The sequence below is a fragment of the Aeromonas salmonicida subsp. salmonicida genome (assembly GCF_001643305.1).
Lineage (GTDB): Bacteria > Pseudomonadota > Gammaproteobacteria > Enterobacterales > Aeromonadaceae > Aeromonas > Aeromonas salmonicida.
On the sequence record NZ_LSGW01000056.1, the window covers coordinates 1 to 20,600 of the forward strand.

The window sequence follows — 20,600 nt, forward strand, 5'->3', positions numbered from 1 at the left end:
CCGACATCCAGCGAACGGCTGGCTTCGGGGACTGAATACCCCTGGTCGACCACCAGGGATGCGGCTTCCAGTTTGAACTCGGCAGTAAATGAGCGACGCAATCTTGTCATTGAACACCTCAGATTATGGTGGCGACTCTACCACCTAAAATGGTGTCCGGGATGATTAGACCACTACACCCTGAGCGACTGCCTTCATGAGCTGGCCTATTGGAACGAGCTGTACCGGCTGCGCCATGCGTGCGACACCCAAGGCTATTACGAGAACAGCATAGAGGCGCACGCCCGCGACTGGTTTGTATTTGGCCTACTGGCCGAACTGCGACCGAGAAACAGGGAAGAAGCGCGGGCAACTCTGCGCTACCTGATGGGTAGTGAGCGGGACGACGCCCCAGAGGCTGAGCGGATCCTGGATAACCTGGTCGGCTAGCTCTGCCCGCGCATCCGGGTAGTTTTACCCAGAAATCCGGGCAGTTTTGCCCAGCTAGCGAGACAATGTTACCAGCAGGAAAGTGTTGGCAGACGAAAACCAACTCCGTCATATCTGCGCGGTAGAGCGGTACGCCGACCGGTACGCTAAGATAGACGCCCACCAGCACGTGCGATGGAGCAATGACCATGACCAAATCAAAGGAGCCTCCCCTTCAAGAGGCCACCTCGCCATCGTCTCAGGGAAGGCCCGAGGCCGAACTTAGGATTGCCCCGATATTTCCGCCGCCGCACCCGTTCGAAACATATCTGTTCGAGAGGCTGACAACCTACGCGCAGGGGTATCTGCCGCTACCTTGGCCCCACAGCCTGACGTTGATGGACGAGGCGGTACGGGCTGAGCTGGACAGGAGGCAGGCCGAGAGGTTAGCCGAGATAGACGCGGAACTGGCCGCACGTGAGAACGCACTGTTGGCAGCGCTGGAGCGAAAGCGGATCTCATCGAGGCGTTATGCCATGAAGCGTTGGGCCGCTACGGCCTGGGCACGGTTACGCCAGTGGATAAGAGCGCATCATGGCTAAACCAAAGACGCCACCATTTACACCCAGGCACCTAACACCGGAAGAGATCGAGTCGCTGCGGCGGGACCGCAAAAGTCGTCACGAAGCGAACATGAAAGCGCTCGAGACGATGGACCTCTCCCGCCTGATGCCAACCGAGCTAGAGGGCGAGAAGCCAGAACAGGAGATACAGCCGTGACCACTCAACAAGCCGCCGCCCTGACCGGGAACAGGATGAGCGCACGGAGATCCTGACCGGTGGCGGGATACTCCGGCTGTGAGTACCCAGCCCCAACTTCCCCGACATCCCCCCACCCCATCAGGGCTGAAAGTTCAGCCGGTCGCTCAGATTGTCACTGTATTAGTGACACTGTCACTGTTTTGGTGACACCCTCGACAACTTGGCGACACCCCGACCATGAGCCAGAGAAGGCTAGCCAGGGAAAACCCTTCTCTCTGGTAGGCACCTTGTCGATCTTCCCACTGCGCAATTCAGCCAAAAACGAAAAACAACCGCGAGTTGCACACAACTGTTACTCATTAGCTGGCATCCCTGTCTGGGCACGGGATTGCGGGGGATTAAGGCGAGTAGGGAACTGCGCAATTTGCGCATTCCGAAGTGCGCAGAACTGCGCTGATTGGTGAATTGCTCACAAGGGGGAAATGAGGTTCTGAGCACGGGGATTTGAACCCGCATCCGCCGAGGAATTTGAACCCACCTTCTGTGGTGCAGGAAAGGTGGTACCAGTGGTTCAAACACCAAAAGCAGAGGGGGGACTTTCGCCAACAGTAACACCAACGGTCACACCAAGACCAAACTTCAAGCCATAGTTGTCAACATAAACAATGACTTACACCTTAAATTCAGACTCCCCCAGCCCAAACGTTTGGAAAGGGCCACTTCGCAAGAAGTGGCCCTTTTTATTTGCATCCTGTTTCCACCCCGTATCGAACGATTGAGCCTTTACTGACAGTTCATTCTGCTAACTCGCTGAGATGTCAGACAAATTTCCCCGAAATCTCCGGTTCCTCTACTGCCATCTACACCGCTCTTTGCCGGGTATTCGCCCTCCATCCCGCACGCCAGACGAGGAATAAAACGGCGCTTGGCCCTGCCGCTTATTGTGTCTCCTGTGCCTGGGCGCAGACCCAGTCGATAAAGGCCTGGATCTTGGGACACTGACGGTTGGGCAAGGTCGCTATGTAGTAACGCTGCTCGCAGCGCACCTCCATGCCAGGGAAAGGGGCAACCAGTTCATGTCTGGCCAGCCGCTTGCTCACCAGATTCTTGCGTCCCATGGCGACCCCGGCATGGTTCATGGCGGCGATGATGGCGAGATCGGAGCGATCGAACCCCATGTTCGACTGACAGGCATCGAGGGAGATGCCGCACTGGCGAGCCCAACTGCTCCACTCGTCGCTGTCCGAGTCATAGCCCCAGGCCTGCCTGTCGTGCAGCAGGCGACAGCGAGGCAAGTGGTCAGGATTGTCCAGCAGCCCATGCTGCTCGGCATATTCGGGGCTGCAGACCGGCACCATGTACTCATCCATTAGCGGGTGGATGGCGAGCCGCTCAGGGAGTTTGTCATCGAAATAGATCGTCAGGTCTATGCCATAGCCGTGCAGATTGATGTTCTCGTTCCCTGTCATGACGTTGAGATCGATCTGGGGATGCTGGCGAGAAAAATCCGCGAGTCTGGGCACCAGCCAGCACTGGGCGATGGAGGGGCGGGAGTAGACGGTCAGGGAACCGGACAGTTCCTGATGCTTGATCTCCAGGATCTCCTGATTGATGAACTCCAGCGATGACTTGAGCGCCCAGAAGACTCGTTGTCCCTCTGCGGTCAGCATCACCTTGCGGTGAAAGCGCTGGAACAGCTTGAAACCAAGCTCCTCTTCCAGCGCACTGATCCTGTGGCTCACCGCACTCGGGCTCAGCGCCAGCTCATCCGCCGCCAGGGCAAACGAGCTGTGACGGGCCGCCGCCTCGAAGGTATGCAGCTTGGAGAGCTGATAACCGTTCAGCAGCTTGTTTCTCGATACGTAGTTGTCTTCGGTATACATCAGGCACGCCTCTTCGCCCCAAAAAACGCACAGATGATAGCCAGAAATCCCGTCTTTGGATGCAGCCAAACAACTCAAATTTCATCAAAGAAGATAAATGTGATGAATGTGGCACCTTTGCATCAACCTGGATCATCCAAGACGCCATTTTCATCATTTGTCAGCCGCCCGTCATTTTCATTCAATAGGCGCCTAATCATCACTCATGACACATAGAGGCGCAGTATGAATTCTGAAGTGTGGGTCGTCGGTACCTTGCTGACTAGCATCATTCTGATTGTCTTCACCATAGTGAAGGGCAAGGTACATCCTTTCCTGGCTTTGCTGCTGGCGAGCTTCTATGTGGGCACCATGATGGGGATGAACCCGGTCAAGATGGTCAACGCCATGGAGGAAGGCATAGGCGGCACCCTGGGCTTTCTCGCCGCCGTCATCGGCCTTGGCACCATACTCGGCAAGATGATGGAAGTATCGGGGGCGGCGGAACGTATCGGTCTCGCCCTGCAAAAGTGCCGCTGGCTCTCGCCTCAGGTGATCATGGTGCTGGTCGGTCTGGTGTGCGGCATCACGTTGTTTGTCGAAGTGGGAGTCGTGCTGCTCATTCCCCTTGCCTTCTCCATCGCCCGCAAGACCAGAACCTCGCTGCTGACCCTGGCCATCCCACTCTGCACCGCCCTGATGGCCGTGCACTGCATAGTGCCGCCCCACCCGGCCGCGCTCTACGTCACCAATCAGCTGGGTGCCGACATAGGTTCCGTCATCGTCTATGGCCTCGCGGTCGGGCTGTTTGCCTCCCTGGTGGGCGGCCCGCTGTTTTTGAAGCTGCTTGGTAAACGGGTGCCGTTCAAGGAGGTACCCGCCGCCTTTGCGAATATAGAGGCGCGCGATGAGGTGACCCTCCCGACCTTGGGCGCCTCCCTCTTCACCGTGCTGCTGCCCATACTACTGATGCTGGCCAAGACGGTGGCCGAGCTCAACATGGATCACGCAAGCGGCCTCTATACCCTGCTGGAGTTCATCGGCAACCCCATCACCGCCATGTTTATCGCCGCCTTCACCGCCTACTACGTGCTGGGGATCCGTCAGCACATGAAGATGGAAGGGCTGCTGAACCAGACCGAGCAGTGCTTCTCCTCCATCGCCAATATCCTGCTGATCATAGGGGCAGGTGGCGCCTTCAACGGCGTGCTCAAGGCGAGCGGCCTGGGGGACAGCCTGGCGACCATCCTCTCCCAGCTGGACATGCACCCTATCCTGCTGGCCTGGCTGGTGGCCATAGTGCTGCACGCAGCCGTAGGCTCGGCCACGGTCGCCATGATGGGGGCCACTGCCATCGTCTCCCCCATCATGGTGCACTACCCCGAGATAAGCCCCGAGATCATGACGCTCGCCATCGGCTCTGGCGCCATTGGCTGCACCATGGTGACCGACTCCCTGTTCTGGCTGGTCAAGCAGTATTGCGGCGCCACCCTGAACGAAACGCTCAAGTACTACACTACCGCCACCTTTGTCGCCTCCCTGATGGCGCTGGCCGGTACTTTCCTGCTCTCCTATATCGTGTAACAAGACCGAGAACCCTATGAAAAACATCGACGTACAACAGCTCACCAACCAATTCCCGCTGGTACAATCCCTGATCGCGCTCGAGCCCGTGACCTGGTTCAACCCCAAGGCCAGCACGCTGGCGGTTGGCCTGCCCTATGTGGGACTGGATGGCAGCGATGTGGCGGATGCCTCCGCCCGGCTTGCCCGCTTCGCCCCCTACATGTGCGAAGCCTTCCCCGAGACCCGCGCCAGCAAGGGCATTCTGGAGTCCGAGATCGTCGCCATCCCGGCGATGCAGGCAACGCTCAATACGCGTTACGGTGTCGAGGTCACCGGCAAACTGCTGCTGAAAAAAGACAGTCACCTGCCCATCTCCGGCTCCATCAAGGCACGCGGCGGCATCTACGAGGTGCTGACCCACGCCGAACAGCTGGCGATCAAGGCCGGGTTGCTCTGCGAAGAGGACGACTATCGCAAGCTTTTCAGCGAGGAGTTTCGCCAGTTCTTCGGCCAGTACAGCATTGCCGTGGGATCGACCGGCAACCTCGGCATGTCCATCGGCATCATGAGCGCCAAGCTCGGCTTCACCGTCACCGTCCACATGTCTGCCGATGCGCGGGAGTGGAAGAAGCGCAAGCTGCGCGAACACGGCGTCATAGTGGTGGAGTATGCCGAGGATTACGGGGTGGCGGTGGAGCAGGGCCGCAAGGAGGCCGAACGCGACCCCAACTGCTTCTTTATCGACGACGAGAACTCCCGCACCCTGTTCCTCGGCTACTCGGTAGCCGGTGAGCGGGTGAAAACACAGTTCGACCAGATGGGCATCAAGGTGGATGCCGAGCATCCGCTGTTCGTCTATCTGCCTTGCGGCGTCGGCGGTGGCCCGGGCGGCGTGGCCTTTGGCCTGAAACTCGCGTTCGGGGATAACGTCCACTGCCTGTTTGCCGAGCCGACCCACTCCCCCTGCATGCTGCTGGGGGTCCACACCGGCCTGCACGATCAGATTTCGGTGCAGGATCTGGGGATAGACAACCTCACCGCCGCCGACGGTCTGGCGGTGGGGCGTGCATCCGGCTTCGTCGGCCGCGCCATGGAGCGGCTGCTTGATGGTTTCTATACCCTGAGCGATCAGGAGATGTATGACCTGCTGGGGCTGCTGGCGCGGGATGAGCAGATCAAACTCGAACCCTCAGCCTTGGCCGGCATGCCGGGCCCGTGGCGCATCGCGGCCGATCGCGAGTGGCAGACGGAACGCGGCTTCGATGCCGCTACCCTGGCCCGGGCCACCCATCTGGTATGGGCCACCGGCGGCGGCATGGTGCCCGCCGAGGAGATGGAAAAATACCTGGCCACCGCCGAAATTTGATCTTTTTTCACCCGAAAAACCCGCCACCCTGGCGGGTTTTTCTCTTCATGGATCAGCAAGATGGCACATCCTTTGCCCTGAACATGAGCACATCACGTCTCCTCCTTCGGCTGCCAATCCCCCCAAGTTGGTTATTTTGTGATAGGATAGGGTCCGTTTTTTGACATCTGCGCCCCGTTCACACCGTTATCCGGCGAGATCGCTACCCAATCCGGTGATAACACCGAACAGAGGTGCGCAGAAAAACAGTGACCTTGTTGAGTCAGGTCTGGCCGCGGTCGAGAGGCTGTTTTGCCAGACGGGCAACACCCAAGGGCACCTTAGATAAGGAGATCGGGCAATGAAACAATATCAAAGCTGGCTGGGACAATATCTGATGAGTCGCCGCGATGGAGATCACGCCATGGCATCCGAGCTCGCCAACTCCATCTGCGAGTTCTGGCAGACGCAGGGTGACGAAGCCGAAAGCAGCAAATGGCAGCAGCGCTATCAGCAACACGCAGAGCAAGCGCAGTAAGCCAATTGACTCTTCACCGATAAAAAACCGGCGCTCATGGCGCCGGTTTTGCTTTTCAAGACCTTCTGGATCCCATTACATTTGGTCGACCATGTCTTGGGCGAACTGGGAGCAGGAGCGCAGGGTGGCGCCTTCCATCAGACGCTCGAAGTCATAAGTGACCGTCTTGTTGGCGATGGCCGCTTCCATGCCCTTGATGATGAGATCGGCCGCTTCGACCCAGCCCATGTGGCGCAGCATCATCTCGGCAGAGAGGATCAGCGAACCAGGGTTGACCTTGTCCTGACCGGCGTACTTGGGCGCAGTGCCGTGAGTCGCCTCGAACAGAGCCACACCGTCGCCGATGTTGGCACCAGGGGCGATACCGATACCACCGACCTGAGCGGCCAGGGCGTCGGAGATGTAGTCACCGTTGAGATTCATACAGGCGATGACGTCGTACTCGGCCGGACGCAGCAGTATCTGTTGCAGGAAGGCATCGGCGATGACGTCCTTGACCACGATAGTCTTGCCGGTTTTCGGGTTCTTGAAGGAGCACCAGGGGCCACCGTCGATGAGCTGGGCATCGTACTCTTTCTGGGCCAGGGCATAGCCCCAATCCTTGAAGGCACCTTCGGTGAACTTCATGATGTTGCCCTTGTGCACCAGGGTCACGGAGTCGCGATCATTGTCGATGGCATACTCGATGGCGGCACGCACCAGACGCTCGGTACCGGCCTTGGACATGGGCTTGATGCCGATGCCGCAGGACTCGGGGAAGCGAATTTTCTTCACGCCCATCTCGTTTTGCAGGAAGGCGATGACCTTTTTGGCTTCATCGCTGTCCGCCTTCCACTCGATACCGGCGTAGATGTCTTCGGCGTTTTCGCGGAAGATCACCATGTCGGTCAGGTCAGGACGCTTGACCGGGCTCGGGGTGCCTTCGTAGTAACGGACCGGGCGCAGGCAGATGTAGAGATCCAGCTCCTGACGCAGGGCCACGTTGAGGGAGCGAATACCGCCGCCGACCGGAGTGGTCAGCGGGCCCTTGATGGCCACGCAGTATTCACGAATGAAATCCAGGGTTTCGGCCGGCAGCCAGGCACCTTCGCCATAGATATGAGTCGACTTCTCGCCGGTATAGATCTCCATCCAGGCGATCTTGCGCTCGCCTTTGTAGGCTTTCTCGACCGCGGCATTGACCACATTCAACATGGCCGGGGTCACGTCCACACCGATGCCATCCCCTTCAATAAACGGAATGATCGGATGGTTGGGAACCTGCAGCTTGCCGTTGGCATCGACTGTGATTTTCTGGCCCTGGGTCGGGATAACTACTTTGCTTTCCATCGGCATCTCCTAACTTCCGTTTGTTATCAATCTGTAAGTTGCGCGCGGCCATCTTAGCCCATTCGTTTTCATAATCAAATGGCGAGCACGCATGTCAGACCATAGTCGAGTACTGGATCACAATGCGGCCGGCTCGCTCGCCCCTGCATACATTCGGCGCCATCCAACCCTGTTGTACTCGGGCCAAAACGGCGGCATGACTCATACCACCAGGCTATCCCCCTGCCCTTGCGGCTGACTCAGAGAGCGATACTGGGAGGGGGTCAGCCCGGTCTTTTGCTTGAACACCCGGCAAAAATAGTTCACATCGCCGTAACCACAGCGGCTCGCCACCTCCTCCAGCCGGAAGCGGTACTTTTTCAGCATGAATTTGGCCCTGTCGATCCGCACCCAGCTGATGTAATCGGCCAGGCGCATGTGGCCCTGCTCGCGAAACAGGTGGGAGAGATGGCTGGCCGACACATTGAAGCGGTGGGCGATGGAGTCGCGGGTGATGGGGCGGTGAAAATTCTCCTGGATATAGATGCAGATGCCATGAAACAGGTCTGCTCCTCTTGGCCGCTCGGCGGCGGATTCCGCCAGCAGCTGGAGGGCACTGGTGAGCAGCGCCTGCAACAAGTGGTTGTCGGTGGGGGAGCGGCCGGGATCCTCGGTCAGCACGTTGAGCGCCGCCAGTATGTGTTCGATCACGTGGCCGGCCCGCGCCATTATGCTGTGCTTTTGCACATCGAAAAAATCCGGGTCTTCCCGTCGCTTGCTCACCAGGCTGAAACCGAGCTGGCGCTTGCCAAACAGAAGGCTAAGCACCGAGCAGTCCGTGGTCCACAGCGGCTTGTTCCAACCGTTGGGGGGGATGTAGAGCGCCTGTCCCGGCAGTACGCTTATCTCCTTACAGCCCTGCTCCTTGTCCCAGACCTGGTTGAGGTATTCGCCGCTGAACACCAGTTCGAGGCGGGGAAAGTTGACCTGATAGCTGAAACCGGGCGGCACCCCCTGATCCTGGGCAAACCAGATCTGCTCAAAAGGAGCTTGCTCATGGAGGGCGCCATCGAGCAGTTGGCTGAAGATAAGTGACATGCTGATCCTGATCAAATAGAGAGAGGCAAGCGGTTGCGGCGGCCACAACCGCCCATGTTATAGTCCGGCCCACAGCAGCAATGCCACCCTTTTCTTCACCCGACTTTCTTCACACTAAATGAGGCATCCCTTATGAGCAGTCGCGATCTGCCCTCTTTTTTGTTAATGCAAAATCCGATTCAAGGTTACGACTGGGGCAGCCATGACTCCCTCACCACACTGTTTGGCATCCCAAATCCAACGGGCAAACCCCAGGCCGAACTGTGGATGGGCGCCCACCCCAACGGCTGCTCCGAGGTGACCCTGGTGGGCAGTACGCAGAAGCTCTCGGCGGTGATCGACACAGCCCCGGCCGCCGCGCTGGGTGAGGCCACTGTCACCCACTTCGGCAGCCTGCCATTCCTGTTCAAGGTGCTGTGCGCCGAGAAGGCCCTCTCCATCCAGGTGCACCCGAGCAAGGCCCAGGCCGAAGCTGGCTTTGCCAAAGAAGAAGCCGCTGGCATCCCCATCAAGGCGGGCAATCGCAACTACAAAGACCCCAATCACAAGCCGGAGCTGGTGTTTGCCCTCACCGCCTATCAGGCGATGAACGGCTTTCGCGCCATTCCCGCCATCCTGGCGCTGTTCGAGCGGGTCAAGCTGGCGGCCATCGCCGATCTGGTCGCGGCCTTTGCCGCCAACCAGAACGAAGCGGGCCTGCAGCACTTCTTCCACAAGCTGCTGATTTTACAAGGTGCGCGCAAGGAAGACGCCCTGACGGGCCTGCTGACCTATGCCAGCGCGCATCAGGATGAGGAGACCTTTGCCCTCATCACCAACCTGGCCGCCCAGTACCCGGGGGACGTGGGGCTCTTCTCGCCGCTCTTGCTCAACGTGGTGACCTTGCAGCCGGGTCAGGCCATGTTCCTCGATGCCTGCACCCCCCACGCCTATGTGCGCGGCACTGGCCTCGAGATCATGGCCAACTCGGACAACGTGCTGCGCGCCGGTCTCACCCCCAAATACATAGACGTGGCAGAGCTGTTGGATTGTACTCGCTGCCTGCCCAAGCCGGATGACCAGATCCTGCTTGCCCCCCGCGTGGAAGGGGCAGTGCAGCACTTCGATGAGCCGGTACCGGACTTCACCTTCAGCGTCTATCCGGCAGGCGAGCATGGGCTCACCACCGCCAGCGCCGAGATCCTGTTTGCCATCGATGGCACAGTGACGCTCAAGCAGGGCGACGAGACGCTGCGCCTCGAGAAGGGCCAGTCCGCCTTTGTCCCCGCCGCCACCGGCCACTACCAGCTGCTGGCCGAAGGCCGGGTCGCCCGCGCCGGCAACCGCTGCTAAGGCGTGAACCCGGCACGGGTTCAATGACTGAATAAACGCACAAGGGCCATCACTGATGGCCCTTGTTGTTTTTCTTTGGAAATCATCTCCACCGTTAGTCTGCCCTTGATGGCGCATACCGCCTGGCTAATAAAAACCCCACAGCCCTTGCGGGTGGCGGGGGTTGTTCTTTTCTGCTTGATGACGATGACAACTGGCGTGGCTATCGGCCAGTGGCCGGATCAGGGGCTACTCTTCAACCTCTTCCTCTTCCGGTTGCCGTTCCCCTGCCCGTATCTGTTGCAGTTCATCGACTCTGACTTGCCACTTGTCGTGGGCCTGCTTGAGCTCCTGTTGCTTGAGCTCTTCACTCATGGCGTCGATCTTCTGGTCAAGTGTTTCCATCAGAATGTCTCCTTACATCATTGGGTTAGCATGACAAGGTTAAGACTGGCTGACGGCGCTATTGGCCAACCTGCTCACTTAGTCAGACACCCCGATCCCCATAACCACCCAACGAAATAAACGATTGATTATCTATAAACCAATCTAAAAAATGGGTGATAGCTTCTTGTGAGGCCATGCGGCCCACGCTCCCCAAGCCGGAAGAGGACCATTCTGCCCACCCGGATTGTGCTGCAATATCAAGGGGCTATGCATATACCCAAGGAGGCCAATCCCCTGCGACGGCTTATGCCTGGTCTCCTTTCCTTGCCCCAGTTTGCCAGTACAGACATAGGCAGCAAAAGAAGATCCCCCTCCCCGGCAGCACTTTTGCCAAACGGCTCACATTCAAGAGGCGGTTAAAGGGTTCAACACCCCCTCCCGACCTCCCCTTTTGCAAGAGGGGGGAACCGCGGTTCCTCTTGCCCCTCATTCCAGAAAAAAACTCAAGCATTTGTTTTTAAACACATTTAAATCCATTCAGTTCAGCGCTCACCTGACAATCAAAGTGCGAGCCTGCTCACAGGGCTGGGGCATTGACACAAAAATCCAGTAAAGGGCACATATATCCGATTTCGGTGACATGGCTTGGGCGAAACAATAGGCGGGTCAATCGTTTGCTCCATTCGTTACTCATATCACCAGGGCTCGCAGAGCCAGGAGACACCTATGCTCACCACCTTGATAGATGAAGGGCTGATCTGCCTCGACATAGCGGCCAACGACAAGCAGGGACTGTTTGTCGAACTGGCCGCCCGCCTCAAAGCCTGCGGCAAGATAGGCAATCAGGATCAGTTCGTGCGCGACCTCTGGGCGCGGGAAAACCTCGACAACACGGGTTTTGAACAGGGAGTTGCCCTGCCCCACGCCAAGAGCGAAGCCGTGTTGCAACCTGCCATCGTCATCGGCATCAGCCGGCAGGGGATCGACTACGGCGCCGAAGATGGGCTGGCCTCCAAACTGTTCTTCATGATTGCCTCCCCGGCGGGCGGCGCCAACCACCATATCGAGGTGCTGGCCGAGCTCTCCACCAAGCTGCTGGAGCCCGGCTTTATCCCCCGGATGCAGGCGGCCACCAGCAAGACCGAGGTGCTGTCACTGCTGGCGGCCACGGTGCCTGTCGGCGTAGCCGGCAAGCAACCGGTGCGCGCCGAGGCAACAGCTCAACCGAGAGCAAATGCACCTGAATCCCAGGATCGCAGCATCAAGGCCCAGCTCAATACCCTCAAGCAGCACCTGCTGTTTGGCACCTCCCACATGATCCCCTTCATAGTGGCGGGGGGCGTGCTGCTGTCACTCTCCGTGATGATGAGCGGCAAGGGCGCCGTGCCCGAGGCGGGCGTGCTCAAGGACATGGCGGACATGGGGATAGCGGGGCTCACCCTCTTTACCGCCGTGCTCGGCGGCTACATTGCCTATTCAATGGCGGACAAGCCGGGTCTGGCGCCGGGCATGATCGGCTCCTGGATAGCAGTGCAGCAGTTCCACACCGGTTTTCTCGGCGCCATCCTGGTGGGCTTTATCGCCGGCCTCATCGTCAATCAGCTCAAACGCATCAAGCTACCGGACTCCATGAGTTCGCTCGGCTCCATTTTCATCTACCCCCTCATCGGTACCTTCCTGGTGTGCGGCATAGTGATGTGGGTGATAGGGGCGCCCATCGCCGCCATGATGGAGGGGATGAACCACTGGCTCTCCAGCATGGCGGGCTCCGGCAAGGTGATGCTCGGTGCCATCTTGGGCGGCATGACCGCCTTTGACATGGGCGGCCCGGTCAACAAGGTAGCGACCCTGTTCGCCCAGACCCAGGTCAACACCCAGCCCTGGCTGATGGGCGGGGTCGGTATCGCCATCTGCGTGCCACCGCTCGGCATGGCGCTGGCGACCCTGCTCTCACCGCGTCGCTACAAGAAGGAAGAGCGTGAAGCGGGCAAGGCGGCCGCTATCATGGGCATGATAGGCATCAGCGAGGGGGCCATTCCCTTTGCCGCCGCCGACCCGGTGCGCGTCATTCCGGCCATAGTCGCAGGCGGCATCGTCGGCAACATCACAGGCTTCATGATGCACAGCATCAACCATGCCCCTTGAGGTGGCTGGATAGTGCTACCTGTGGTGGAAGGCAAGATGGGTTATATCCTGGGAACCCTGCTCGGCGCTCTGACCACGGCCCTTATCGTCAACCTGCTGAAAAAGCCGGTGACCGAAGATGAGACAGTGACAACCAACGATAGCGGCTATCAGATCATCGAAGCGGAAGGGGAAGCGGACGTGCTCGCCATCACCGCCTGCCCCTCAGGGGTGGCCCACACCTTCCTCGCCGCCAAGAGCCTGCAAAAGGCGGCCGCCAAGGCCGGGATCAAGTTGAAAGTAGAGACCCAGGGCGCCAACGGCATCATCAACCGCATCAGCGCCAAGGACGTAGCCAATGCTCGCTGCGTCATCCTGGCCCACGATGTGGCCATCAAGAACCGGGAGCGCTTCGCCAATATCGAGGTTATCGATGTGAAGACCAGGGAGGCCATCCACAACCCGGAAGGGCTGCTGGCTCGCACTCTAACGGGCAGCAAGGTAGCCTGACGAGGCTGGATTAGCCACGCAGATATAACAAAGGGGCCGCGAGGCCCCTTTTGGCTTGCTGATGCGCCTCCCCGCTGACGAGACGCCCTGATCTCCTCTTGGCGCCGCCGATACGACCGGGCAACAGCAGAGCATCCGCTGTCTTGCGATCATATTGGCGATTGACCGGCAACCTGCCCGGCTGTTGGCGATCGACCCAGGTGGGGATGGCAGCCCCCTTGCCGACTCGCTAACATACTGATCCATCCTTCCATTCGGAGCCCCTGCATGGACCTGCTCTTACTGTTTGGCCTGCTCGCCATGGGAGCAACACTCTATGCCATGCGTTTCTGGGACCGGCGGCATGCCCATCCCGACTGGCAACGGCTGCCTACCCGCGCCGAGTACCTTAGCACCCACCCCGAGTGCACCACCGACGATGCACTGGGAGCCCGCTGCTGTGCCTGCGGCTCGGACAAGGTACTGGGTCACCCCCAGACCGGCTGGTACGACAACCGCTTTCGCCATATCTGCCTCGCCTGCGGCAAGGTGCTGTATCGTACCGAAGAACCCCGTTGAATAACCCTAAACCCTCGTCCTCTCTTCATTGATATGGCACGAACTGGAACTCATGAATAGATGAACACAACCCAACTCACTTGAGACAGGGAGTCGTCACATGGAGATAGATTTAACCGCCTTGAAGCGGAAATGGCTTAAGAAACATCTACAAGAGCTGCGGGCTTCAAAGGACGAGGATCAAGAAAAAGGAGGCATGCTGGGATTTGTCGGCATTCTATGCGCTCTAATCCCCTTGCTGACGGCAACTGTGTACTTTGTGGGAATGCGCTATTACCAAGGTTACCTGGGGCAATTCAGCCTGGAGTCAACTGAGTTTTCTCCACCCGCAGATGTCACTCTCTTCCACGGATTCGTTCTACTACTCAAGCTGTTTTTACCTTGCGTACTTCCTCTGGTTATGACCGTGGGGATACTGTTCGTCATACTCTCAGTCCTATTTTTCAAGGTTAAGTGGCGACTGACGCTTTCTTGGTGGGCGATCCGTTTTTTTGCTCTACAACCGATCGTGCTGAAGGGAGGAGAAATTGCTCACAACTATCCAGCACCTTTTACTTTTAATTGCTTGATTTGGTTAAAAAGCGCCTATCTAAAATTTGCACTTTTTATTCTTCCTCTCCTGCTGGTTGTTTGGGCATCCGAATACACCAAACCAATGGGAGAAGAGGAGGCCAATCTCCAAATCACCCACCTCGAACAAGGCAACTGGCCGCTAACCGAGGCCCATAGCCAATCCCCTCTGCTGGGGGATGAACCCCATATCCGCATCGCCTGCAACAACTCCCACTGCGCCTACCGCCTCAAGGACGGCGATACCCTGATCCTGCGCTTCGATCAGATAGAGCAGACCCGTTACAAGCCTGAAAAAGCGGCCTCGAAATAACAACCGCCGCCCGAGGGCGGCGGTTCTCTATCCGGCAAGCAGATCCTGCAGCGCGCCTATCAGGGCATCGAGTCCCTGCTCTACCTTCGATCGCGGGCAGCCGACGTTGAGGCGGAGATAGCCTGTGCCTTCGGGGCCATAGGTGTCGCCGCGCATGATGGCGACCCGGTATTTCTCCACCAGCAAGGTTTGCAGCGCATCCATCCGCTCGGTCGAGTCGATGCCGAGGCCGCTTAAGTCAATCCAGGCAAGGTAGGTCCCTTCGGGCGCCCGATAGTCAATGGCGGGGAAGGCGGCGTTGAGCCGCGCCGCCACCTGGGTGAGGTTGCCGTGCAGATAGGATTTGAGCGCATCGAGCCAGGCACCTCCATCCCGATAGGCGCTGATATGGGCCAGCACCCCGAGAATGGGCGGCGAAGATAGCCCATGTGCCGCCTTGAGCCGCTGCAGATAGGCTGCCCGCGCATCTGCGTTGGGAATAAAGGCGTAGGCGCCGCCAAGGGCAGGGATATTGAAGGATTTGGAGCCCGAGCTCACCAGCGCCCAGCTATCGTCCTGCGCTACTTCGCTCCACGGCAGATAGCGGGCAAAACTCACATCCATATGGATGTCGTCCGAGATCACCTTGACTCCGTGGCGCTGGCAGATGGCGGCCATCCGGCTCAATTCGTCCCGCGTCCAGACCCGGCCGGTGGGGTTGTGAGGGCTGCACAGAAGCAAAATCCGGCAATCGGAGCGGGCCGCCTGTTGCTCGAAACATTGCCAGTCGATCTGATAACTCCCCTGCTCTTTTTTAAGCGGACAAGGCAGCAGCACCCTGTCGTTGGCGGCCAGCATATTGCCGAAGGCGTCGTAGGCGGGGGTATGTACCAGCACCCCCTCACCCGGCGCCGACCAGAGGCTCACCAGCTGGGCAATCACATAGATGACCGAGGGGCCGTAGACCAGGGTTTCGGAGTCGAGCTGCGCACCGTAGCGGCGGGCAAACCAGTCGCTCACCGCCCCCTTGAAGTCATCGTGATTCCAGCGGCTGTAGCCAAAGACCCCGTGTTCGAGCCGGGTTACCAACGTCTGGCAAATGCAGGGGGCGGTCGCGAAATCCATGTCGGAGATGGTAAAAGGAAGCAGGTCGGCATGGCCAAAGCGGTCGGCTACATAGTCCCACTGGGTGCAGTAGGTGCCGTGGCGGTCGACCACGCGGTCGAAGTCATCAATATTGCGCATGAAGTTTCTCCATCCATAAACAGGAGACATATTTGGAGAGGCAAATAAGGGGGCTTGCGCCCCCCGTTCGGATTTCATTGGCCGGTTCAGGCCCCCATCAGGCTCTGCAGCTGGTTTTTCACCAGATGCACCTGCGGGCCGATCACCACCTGCAGGTTGTGCTCATCGAGCTTGATCACCCCGATGGCGCCGTTCGCTTTCAATACCTTGTCATCGACCCGGCTCATGTCCTGCACCGACATCCGCAGGCGGGTGATGCAGTTATCGAGCGCGAGTATGTTATCAGCCCCGCCCAAGGCGTTAAGGATCACCTCACCGTTGTAACCGCTGTTGCCTGCCTTCTTGCCTGCGGGCTGGGCAGCCTCGCTGGTCTCAACCTCACGGCCGGGAGTCTTGAGGTTGAAGCGCACTATGGCGAAGCGGAACACGCTGTAGTAGATGGCAAACCAGATGGCGGCCGCGACCGGCACCAGATACCACTTGGTGGCGGTGCCTTGCAGCACGCCGAACACCAGAAAATCGATGAGGTTACCGTCGGTATTGCCTATGGTAACGCCGAGCAGCCCCATGGTCATAAAGCCGAGACCGGTCAGGATGGCGTGAATGACGTAGAGCACAGGTGCCACGAACAGGAACAGGAACTCGAGCGGCTCTGTGATGCCGCCGATGACGCAGGCCACCACGCCGGAGACCAGCAGCGCTTTGATCTTGCCGCGATTTTCCGGCCGTGCGCAGTGATACATGGCAAGCGCTGCACCCGGCAAGCCGCCGAGGAAGGCTGGCATCTTGCCCTGAGAGAGGAAAGAGGTGGCAGATACCGAGAAGCCGGAAGTGTCGGCGCAGGAGAGCTCGGCGTAGAAAATATTGAGGGCGCCGCTCACCTCGTGACCGCATACCAGTTGGGTGCCACCCGCTTCGGTAAAGCGAATCAGCGCCACCAGAATGTGGTGCAGACCAAGCGGCAGCAGCAGACGCTCACCGGTACCGAACAGGAAGGGACCGAAGGGGCCGGCGTGGGAAATCAGCGCCCCGATACCGTTGATGCCGGCGGCAAACCAGGGCCAGGCGAACGGTACTACCAGACCGACCACACCCAACACCAGCACTGTGATGATGGGCACGAAGCGAGCACCGCCGAAGAAGGCGAGCGCATCCGGCATCTTGTAGGTGTAGAAACGGGCGTGCAGTTTGGCGACGATCACCCCGACTATGATGGCCCCCAGAATGCCGGTGTCGATGGAGCTGATGCCTAGGATCGATTTCACCCCGTAGGCCTTCTCCGCCGCAGCATCACCGATCACGTTGGCCACGGTGAGATAGAAGTTGATAGAGAGGTTGAGCGCCGCATAGCCAACGAAACCGGCAAAAGCCGCGACTCCTTTCTCTTCCCGCGCCAGCCCCAACGGAATGGCGACCGCAAACATCACCGGCAGGTAGATAAAGGCCACCAGCCCCACCTTGGTCATCCAGAGGAACAGCAGTTGCAGCACCATGTTGTCGAGGAAGGGCATGCTCTGCTTGACCGCATCGCTGGTGAGCGAACTGCCGACACCGAGCAAGATACCGGAGAAGGCCAGCAGGGCGACCGGCAGCATAAAGGTCTTGCCGAGGCTCTGCAGGAACTCCCATATGGTGGATTTAGCGGGGGACTTGGCCATGTGTCTGATCCTTGTGAAGTGAAGGTCACGTCTCGATGCCGATCTCCCGTACTGCACTCAGGGAGGGCAGGCAGGGGAGAGAGACCGCATCAGGTTTTGTTGATGATAAAACGTTTTATCAACTCACAAGTGCCGACAGGATCACAGAATGGCAGGCCTGAATGGCGAGTGGATCAAAATCTGTGAGCCAGATCGGCACAGCTGTGATGTAACGTTTCACTTGGGTATACGAGGGGGTATGCTGTGGTTCTCCGGTCTCTTTGCCCATGGCTGCAGCACTCGCACTATGTCGTCACAACCCATGCCGTCCAAACCTATGTCGTCCAAACCGCTTGTATCGAAAAACGTCAAGATCACCGATGTCGCCCAGCTGGCGGGAGTCTCGGTCACTACCGTCTCCATGGTGCTCAATGGCAAGGGGCGTATCTCGCCGGCGACCGCCGAGCGGGTTCAGCAGGCCATCAAAGCGCTCGACTACGTGCCCAACAGCGCCGCCGCCAACCTGCGCAGCCAGCAATCCAACCTGGTGGGACTGATCCTGCGCGACATCACGGATCCCTTCTATACCGAGGTCACGGCCGGGGTGAGCGAGGTGCTGGAGCAACAGGGCTATCTGCTGTTTCTGACCCAGTGCGGCCACAGCCCGGAGCGATTGCAGCAGAGCATCCAGTCCCTGTCACGCCAGGGGGTGGCGGGCATCATCTTCAATCCGGTGCGCGGCGCGGCGGCTAAAACCCTGGAGACCCTGCTGGGCTCACAGCTGCCGGTGGTGTGCGCCGCCCGCTCCTACTACCGGGATGACGTGGACTTTATCGGTCCCGACAACACCCATGCCGCCCAGCAGGCCACCACCTATCTCATCGAGCAGGGCCACCGCCATATCGCCTACGTGGGCGGGCGGGCCGACTCCCTCACCCGCGCCGAGCGCATCGGCGGCTACTGCGCCAGCCTGCTGCAATACGGCCTCCCCTTCAAACCCGAGTGGGTACTGGAGTGCGAGCGCACCCAGCGCAGCGCAGCCGACACTATCGCCCAACTGCTGCACCAGCACCCCAAGGTGACGGCCATTCTCTGCCACTACCCAGAGGTGGCGCTCGGCGGCATTTACGGGGTGGAGGCGAGCGGACGCACAGTGGGCAAGGACAACTACATAGGCCAGCAAGTAGCCCTGCTCGGCTTTGACGACGTGGCAGAGGCGGAACTCACTTATCCCGCCCTCACCTTCGTCAGCTCACCGGCACGGGAAATAGGCCGCCAGGCCGCCTTGCGGCTGCTGACCCGGATGCAGCAACCGGAGCTTGCCCCCAATCGTCATATCATCGCCCCCCATCTGCAGAAGCGGGCATCAGCCTGACCAGGCAGGTCGCGCCATGCGGCCTCGCCTTGTCATGTCCCCCACCCCCCCAGATGCCGGGTGCCATCAACAAACAGGCCATTGGATGATCGGGAACCGATTATCACCACGCGCTGCTGTCCCTTTCGGGTTTAGCTCGTGACATGAGCAGTGAGCAATCAAGCCTCAAGGGGGTCGCATCCATGGCGCGGATGGATCACACTGGGCTGGCTAACAGGAATAAACTGACGGTGGTCAGGCTCTGTCTCTGCCTTGTTTTCACGCTGGCACACCCAGGCCCTGCAGACGCAGAAAGCCGGGCAATGAACCGCGCCACATTGCGTATCTTTACTGGAAAATGGAGTCTTCAGGATGAGAAATTGGATTCGTCTCGGTATTTTTACCCTGCTTTTGCACATAGGCGTGTCACCGGCGTTTGCTCAACAGAGCGAGCCGGTTCAGGTAACGTCAGGCGTCCAATACCAGTTGATTGCACGCTGGGATCAGGATCAGCTGAACAAGATCCTGACCCGTGACACACCGGCCTTTGCCGGCATCACTGTCTCGTATACACCCGCACGCAATGCCGTGCGCCTCTATCGCATCAGCTACCACTCCGTCATCCCCGAGATGGGCAACAAACCCACAGTGGCCTCTGGCCTGCTGGCTGTGCCTGACACCGGTGGCCAGGACTTTCCAACCGTCTCCTATCAGCACGGCACCGTCTATGGTCACAATGAGGTGCCCTCCTTTGCCGATCAGTCACCGGAAACCCAGTTGATGATCGCGCAGTTCGCGGGTCAGGGGTACCTGCTCATCGGTGCCGACTACTTTGGCCTCGGCACCTCGACCGAGCCGGAAGGCTATATGGTCAAGGGCAGCCATCAACAGGCCACATTTGATCTGCTGATGGCCAGCCGCGCCGTGCTCGCCCACATGCAGATCGTCAGCGACAAGCTGTTTCTGGCGGGCTGGTCACAGGGGGGATTCGTGACCATGGCCTTCCTCGAGAAACTCGAAGCAGCCGGGGTCAAGGTCGATGGCGCCGCCAGCGCACCGCTGGATGTCTACGCCTTGATGCAGGGCTTTCTGGTCTACCCGCGCAAGTTCGATGCCGTCTGGCTCAACAGCATCATGATCCTCTCATCCTTTGCCTACGAGCATTACTACGGCATACCTGGGCTCGCCCGCTCCTTGCTGACCGACGAGTATTACGACATTGCCAAGAAGGCCTATGACAGAGAGCCCTTCAATCCGTCCGACATCACCACGGATCTGCACAAGCTGATCCGCCCGGCCTATTTCGACCCTCACTATTTTGCCAACTCGGCGTTTGGCAAGCTGATCGGCTCAGCACACGCCTACCGCTGGGTCATACAGTCACCAGTACGCAACTACTACGGGGAAACCGATGAGGCAATCACACCGGGAGTCGGTCGCATGGCGATGACGTATGCCCAATCCATGGGATCGGGCAACCAGAACGTCGAGGCCATCTCGACCGGCCCGACCACCCATCGCGGCACCTTCGCCACCGCAGTCCCCCAGTGGAAAGCCTGGTTCGACAAGGTTGCAAAGCCAAAGTGACCTCGGCACCTGACCCCCCGGCAAAACGCCGGGGGGTCAGGTGGCAAATACCCCCAGCCCCGGTATCTGCATGGATATCGGGTTCTTGCTCTGCATCACAGACCTTGCTGATCTCTTTGACCGCACCACCACAGCCCA

At 59.1% G+C, this 20,600-nt stretch carries 16 protein-coding genes and 1 pseudogene; 10 read left to right on the forward strand and 7 right to left on the reverse strand.

Annotated elements, in window-relative coordinates:
- Nucleotides 1-110 (reverse strand): transposase (locus AXW79_RS08880; protein WP_155736672.1); only part of this gene is annotated, 110 nt, incomplete at its 3' end.
- An 892-nt stretch (nt 111-1,002) separates the two neighbouring features.
- Here AXW79_RS08880 and AXW79_RS08890 point away from each other — a divergent pair.
- A complete protein-coding gene (locus AXW79_RS08890; protein WP_005312764.1) occupies nt 1,003-1,188 on the forward strand; it encodes a hypothetical protein in 186 nt (61 codons plus the stop codon).
- A gap of 920 nt (nt 1,189-2,108) precedes the next feature.
- Here AXW79_RS08890 and dsdC read toward each other — a convergent pair.
- The gene (dsdC, locus tag AXW79_RS08895; RefSeq protein ID WP_005312761.1) at nt 2,109-3,053 is read right to left on the reverse strand and encodes a DNA-binding transcriptional regulator DsdC; all 945 of its coding nucleotides are present in this window, start codon (nt 3,051-3,053) and stop codon (nt 2,109-2,111) included.
- 225 nt (nt 3,054-3,278) lie between these two features.
- Between dsdC and dsdX the strand changes: the two genes are divergently transcribed.
- From dsdX to AXW79_RS23300, 3 genes are all read left to right on the forward strand, one after another.
- Entirely contained in the window at nt 3,279-4,616 is a 1,338-nt protein-coding gene (gene dsdX, locus AXW79_RS08900; RefSeq protein WP_005312758.1) for a D-serine transporter DsdX, read from the forward strand.
- 16 nt (nt 4,617-4,632) lie between these two features.
- The gene (locus AXW79_RS08905) at nt 4,633-5,964 is read left to right on the forward strand and encodes a D-serine ammonia-lyase (protein WP_005312755.1); all 1,332 of its coding nucleotides are present in this window, start codon (nt 4,633-4,635) and stop codon (nt 5,962-5,964) included.
- A gap of 340 nt (nt 5,965-6,304) precedes the next feature.
- A complete protein-coding gene (locus AXW79_RS23300; protein WP_005312753.1) occupies nt 6,305-6,481 on the forward strand; it encodes a hypothetical protein in 177 nt (58 codons plus the stop codon).
- Between the two features lie 75 nt (nt 6,482-6,556).
- On the opposite strand, the gene icd is transcribed toward AXW79_RS23300, so the two are convergent.
- Both icd and AXW79_RS08915 read right to left on the reverse strand, forming a co-directional pair.
- Entirely contained in the window at nt 6,557-7,810 is a 1,254-nt protein-coding gene (gene icd / locus AXW79_RS08910; protein WP_005312750.1) for an NADP-dependent isocitrate dehydrogenase, read from the reverse strand.
- Between the two features lie 201 nt (nt 7,811-8,011).
- On the reverse strand, nt 8,012-8,887 hold the full coding sequence (locus AXW79_RS08915) for a helix-turn-helix transcriptional regulator (RefSeq protein WP_005312747.1): 876 nt from the start codon (nt 8,885-8,887) through the stop codon (nt 8,012-8,014).
- Nucleotides 8,888-9,019: 132 nt separating this feature from the next.
- Between AXW79_RS08915 and manA the strand changes: the two genes are divergently transcribed.
- Nucleotides 9,020-10,219 (forward strand): mannose-6-phosphate isomerase, class I, encoded by a 1,200-nt coding sequence (gene manA / locus AXW79_RS08920; protein WP_005312743.1) that lies wholly within the window; start codon nt 9,020-9,022, stop codon nt 10,217-10,219.
- Between the two features lie 228 nt (nt 10,220-10,447).
- On the opposite strand, the gene AXW79_RS23305 is transcribed toward manA, so the two are convergent.
- Entirely contained in the window at nt 10,448-10,603 is a 156-nt protein-coding gene (locus AXW79_RS23305; RefSeq protein ID WP_005312738.1) for a hypothetical protein, read from the reverse strand.
- Nucleotides 10,604-11,311: 708 nt separating this feature from the next.
- Here AXW79_RS23305 and AXW79_RS08925 point away from each other — a divergent pair.
- The 3 genes and pseudogenes from AXW79_RS08925 to AXW79_RS08935 all read left to right on the forward strand — a co-directional run bounded on the left by AXW79_RS08925 (nt 11,312) and on the right by AXW79_RS08935 (nt 14,660).
- Nucleotides 11,312-13,219 (forward strand): annotated as a pseudogene (locus tag AXW79_RS08925) (PTS fructose transporter subunit EIIC).
- A gap of 267 nt (nt 13,220-13,486) precedes the next feature.
- Nucleotides 13,487-13,777 (forward strand): hypothetical protein, encoded by a 291-nt coding sequence (locus AXW79_RS08930; RefSeq protein ID WP_005312736.1) that lies wholly within the window; start codon nt 13,487-13,489, stop codon nt 13,775-13,777.
- A 100-nt stretch (nt 13,778-13,877) separates the two neighbouring features.
- The gene (locus AXW79_RS08935) at nt 13,878-14,660 is read left to right on the forward strand and encodes a hypothetical protein (protein ID WP_005312733.1); all 783 of its coding nucleotides are present in this window, start codon (nt 13,878-13,880) and stop codon (nt 14,658-14,660) included.
- Nucleotides 14,661-14,687: 27 nt separating this feature from the next.
- Here AXW79_RS08935 and AXW79_RS08940 read toward each other — a convergent pair whose 3' ends face one another.
- Together AXW79_RS08940 and malX are read right to left on the reverse strand one after the other, a co-directional pair.
- Nucleotides 14,688-15,884, reverse strand: coding sequence for a MalY/PatB family protein (locus AXW79_RS08940; protein ID WP_005312730.1), 1,197 nt, complete (start codon nt 15,882-15,884; stop codon nt 14,688-14,690).
- Between the two features lie 86 nt (nt 15,885-15,970).
- Nucleotides 15,971-17,542: a maltose/glucose-specific PTS transporter subunit IIBC gene (malX, locus tag AXW79_RS08945; protein ID WP_005312727.1), complete on the reverse strand. Its 1,572-nt coding sequence runs from the start codon at nt 17,540-17,542 to the stop codon at nt 15,971-15,973.
- A 316-nt stretch (nt 17,543-17,858) separates the two neighbouring features.
- Here malX and AXW79_RS08950 point away from each other — a divergent pair, with 316 nt between their 5' ends.
- Both AXW79_RS08950 and AXW79_RS08955 read left to right on the forward strand, forming a co-directional pair.
- Entirely contained in the window at nt 17,859-18,896 is a 1,038-nt protein-coding gene (locus AXW79_RS08950; protein WP_005312724.1) for a Mal regulon transcriptional regulator MalI, read from the forward strand.
- A gap of 351 nt (nt 18,897-19,247) precedes the next feature.
- A complete protein-coding gene (locus AXW79_RS08955) occupies nt 19,248-20,462 on the forward strand; it encodes an alpha/beta hydrolase family protein (protein ID WP_005312721.1) in 1,215 nt (404 codons plus the stop codon).
- Nucleotides 20,463-20,600: the final 138 nt, after the last annotated feature.

Excerpts from the sequence above, each read along its gene's own strand:
- malX (WP_005312727.1), bottom strand. The coding sequence starts at position 17,542 with ATGGCCAAGTCCCCCGCTAAATCCACCATATGGGAGTTCCTGCAGAGC.
- dsdC (WP_005312761.1), bottom strand. The coding sequence starts at position 3,053 with ATGTATACCGAAGACAACTACGTATCGAGAAACAAGCTGCTGAACGGT.
- AXW79_RS08905 (WP_005312755.1), top strand. The coding sequence starts at position 4,633 with ATGAAAAACATCGACGTACAACAGCTCACCAACCAATTCCCGCTGGTA.
- AXW79_RS23300 (WP_005312753.1), top strand. The coding sequence starts at position 6,305 with ATGAAACAATATCAAAGCTGGCTGGGACAATATCTGATGAGTCGCCGC.
- AXW79_RS23305 (WP_005312738.1), bottom strand. The coding sequence starts at position 10,603 with ATGGAAACACTTGACCAGAAGATCGACGCCATGAGTGAAGAGCTCAAG.
- icd (WP_005312750.1), bottom strand. The coding sequence starts at position 7,810 with ATGGAAAGCAAAGTAGTTATCCCGACCCAGGGCCAGAAAATCACAGTC.
- AXW79_RS08935 (WP_005312733.1), top strand. The coding sequence starts at position 13,878 with ATGGAGATAGATTTAACCGCCTTGAAGCGGAAATGGCTTAAGAAACAT.
- AXW79_RS08955 (WP_005312721.1), top strand. The coding sequence starts at position 19,248 with ATGAGAAATTGGATTCGTCTCGGTATTTTTACCCTGCTTTTGCACATA.
- AXW79_RS08930 (WP_005312736.1), top strand. The coding sequence starts at position 13,487 with ATGGACCTGCTCTTACTGTTTGGCCTGCTCGCCATGGGAGCAACACTC.
- AXW79_RS08915 (WP_005312747.1), bottom strand. The coding sequence starts at position 8,887 with ATGTCACTTATCTTCAGCCAACTGCTCGATGGCGCCCTCCATGAGCAA.
- AXW79_RS08890 (WP_005312764.1), top strand. The coding sequence starts at position 1,003 with ATGGCTAAACCAAAGACGCCACCATTTACACCCAGGCACCTAACACCG.
- AXW79_RS08950 (WP_005312724.1), top strand. The coding sequence starts at position 17,859 with ATGTCGTCCAAACCGCTTGTATCGAAAAACGTCAAGATCACCGATGTC.
- manA (WP_005312743.1), top strand. The coding sequence starts at position 9,020 with ATGAGCAGTCGCGATCTGCCCTCTTTTTTGTTAATGCAAAATCCGATT.
- dsdX (WP_005312758.1), top strand. The coding sequence starts at position 3,279 with ATGAATTCTGAAGTGTGGGTCGTCGGTACCTTGCTGACTAGCATCATT.
- AXW79_RS08940 (WP_005312730.1), bottom strand. The coding sequence starts at position 15,884 with ATGCGCAATATTGATGACTTCGACCGCGTGGTCGACCGCCACGGCACC.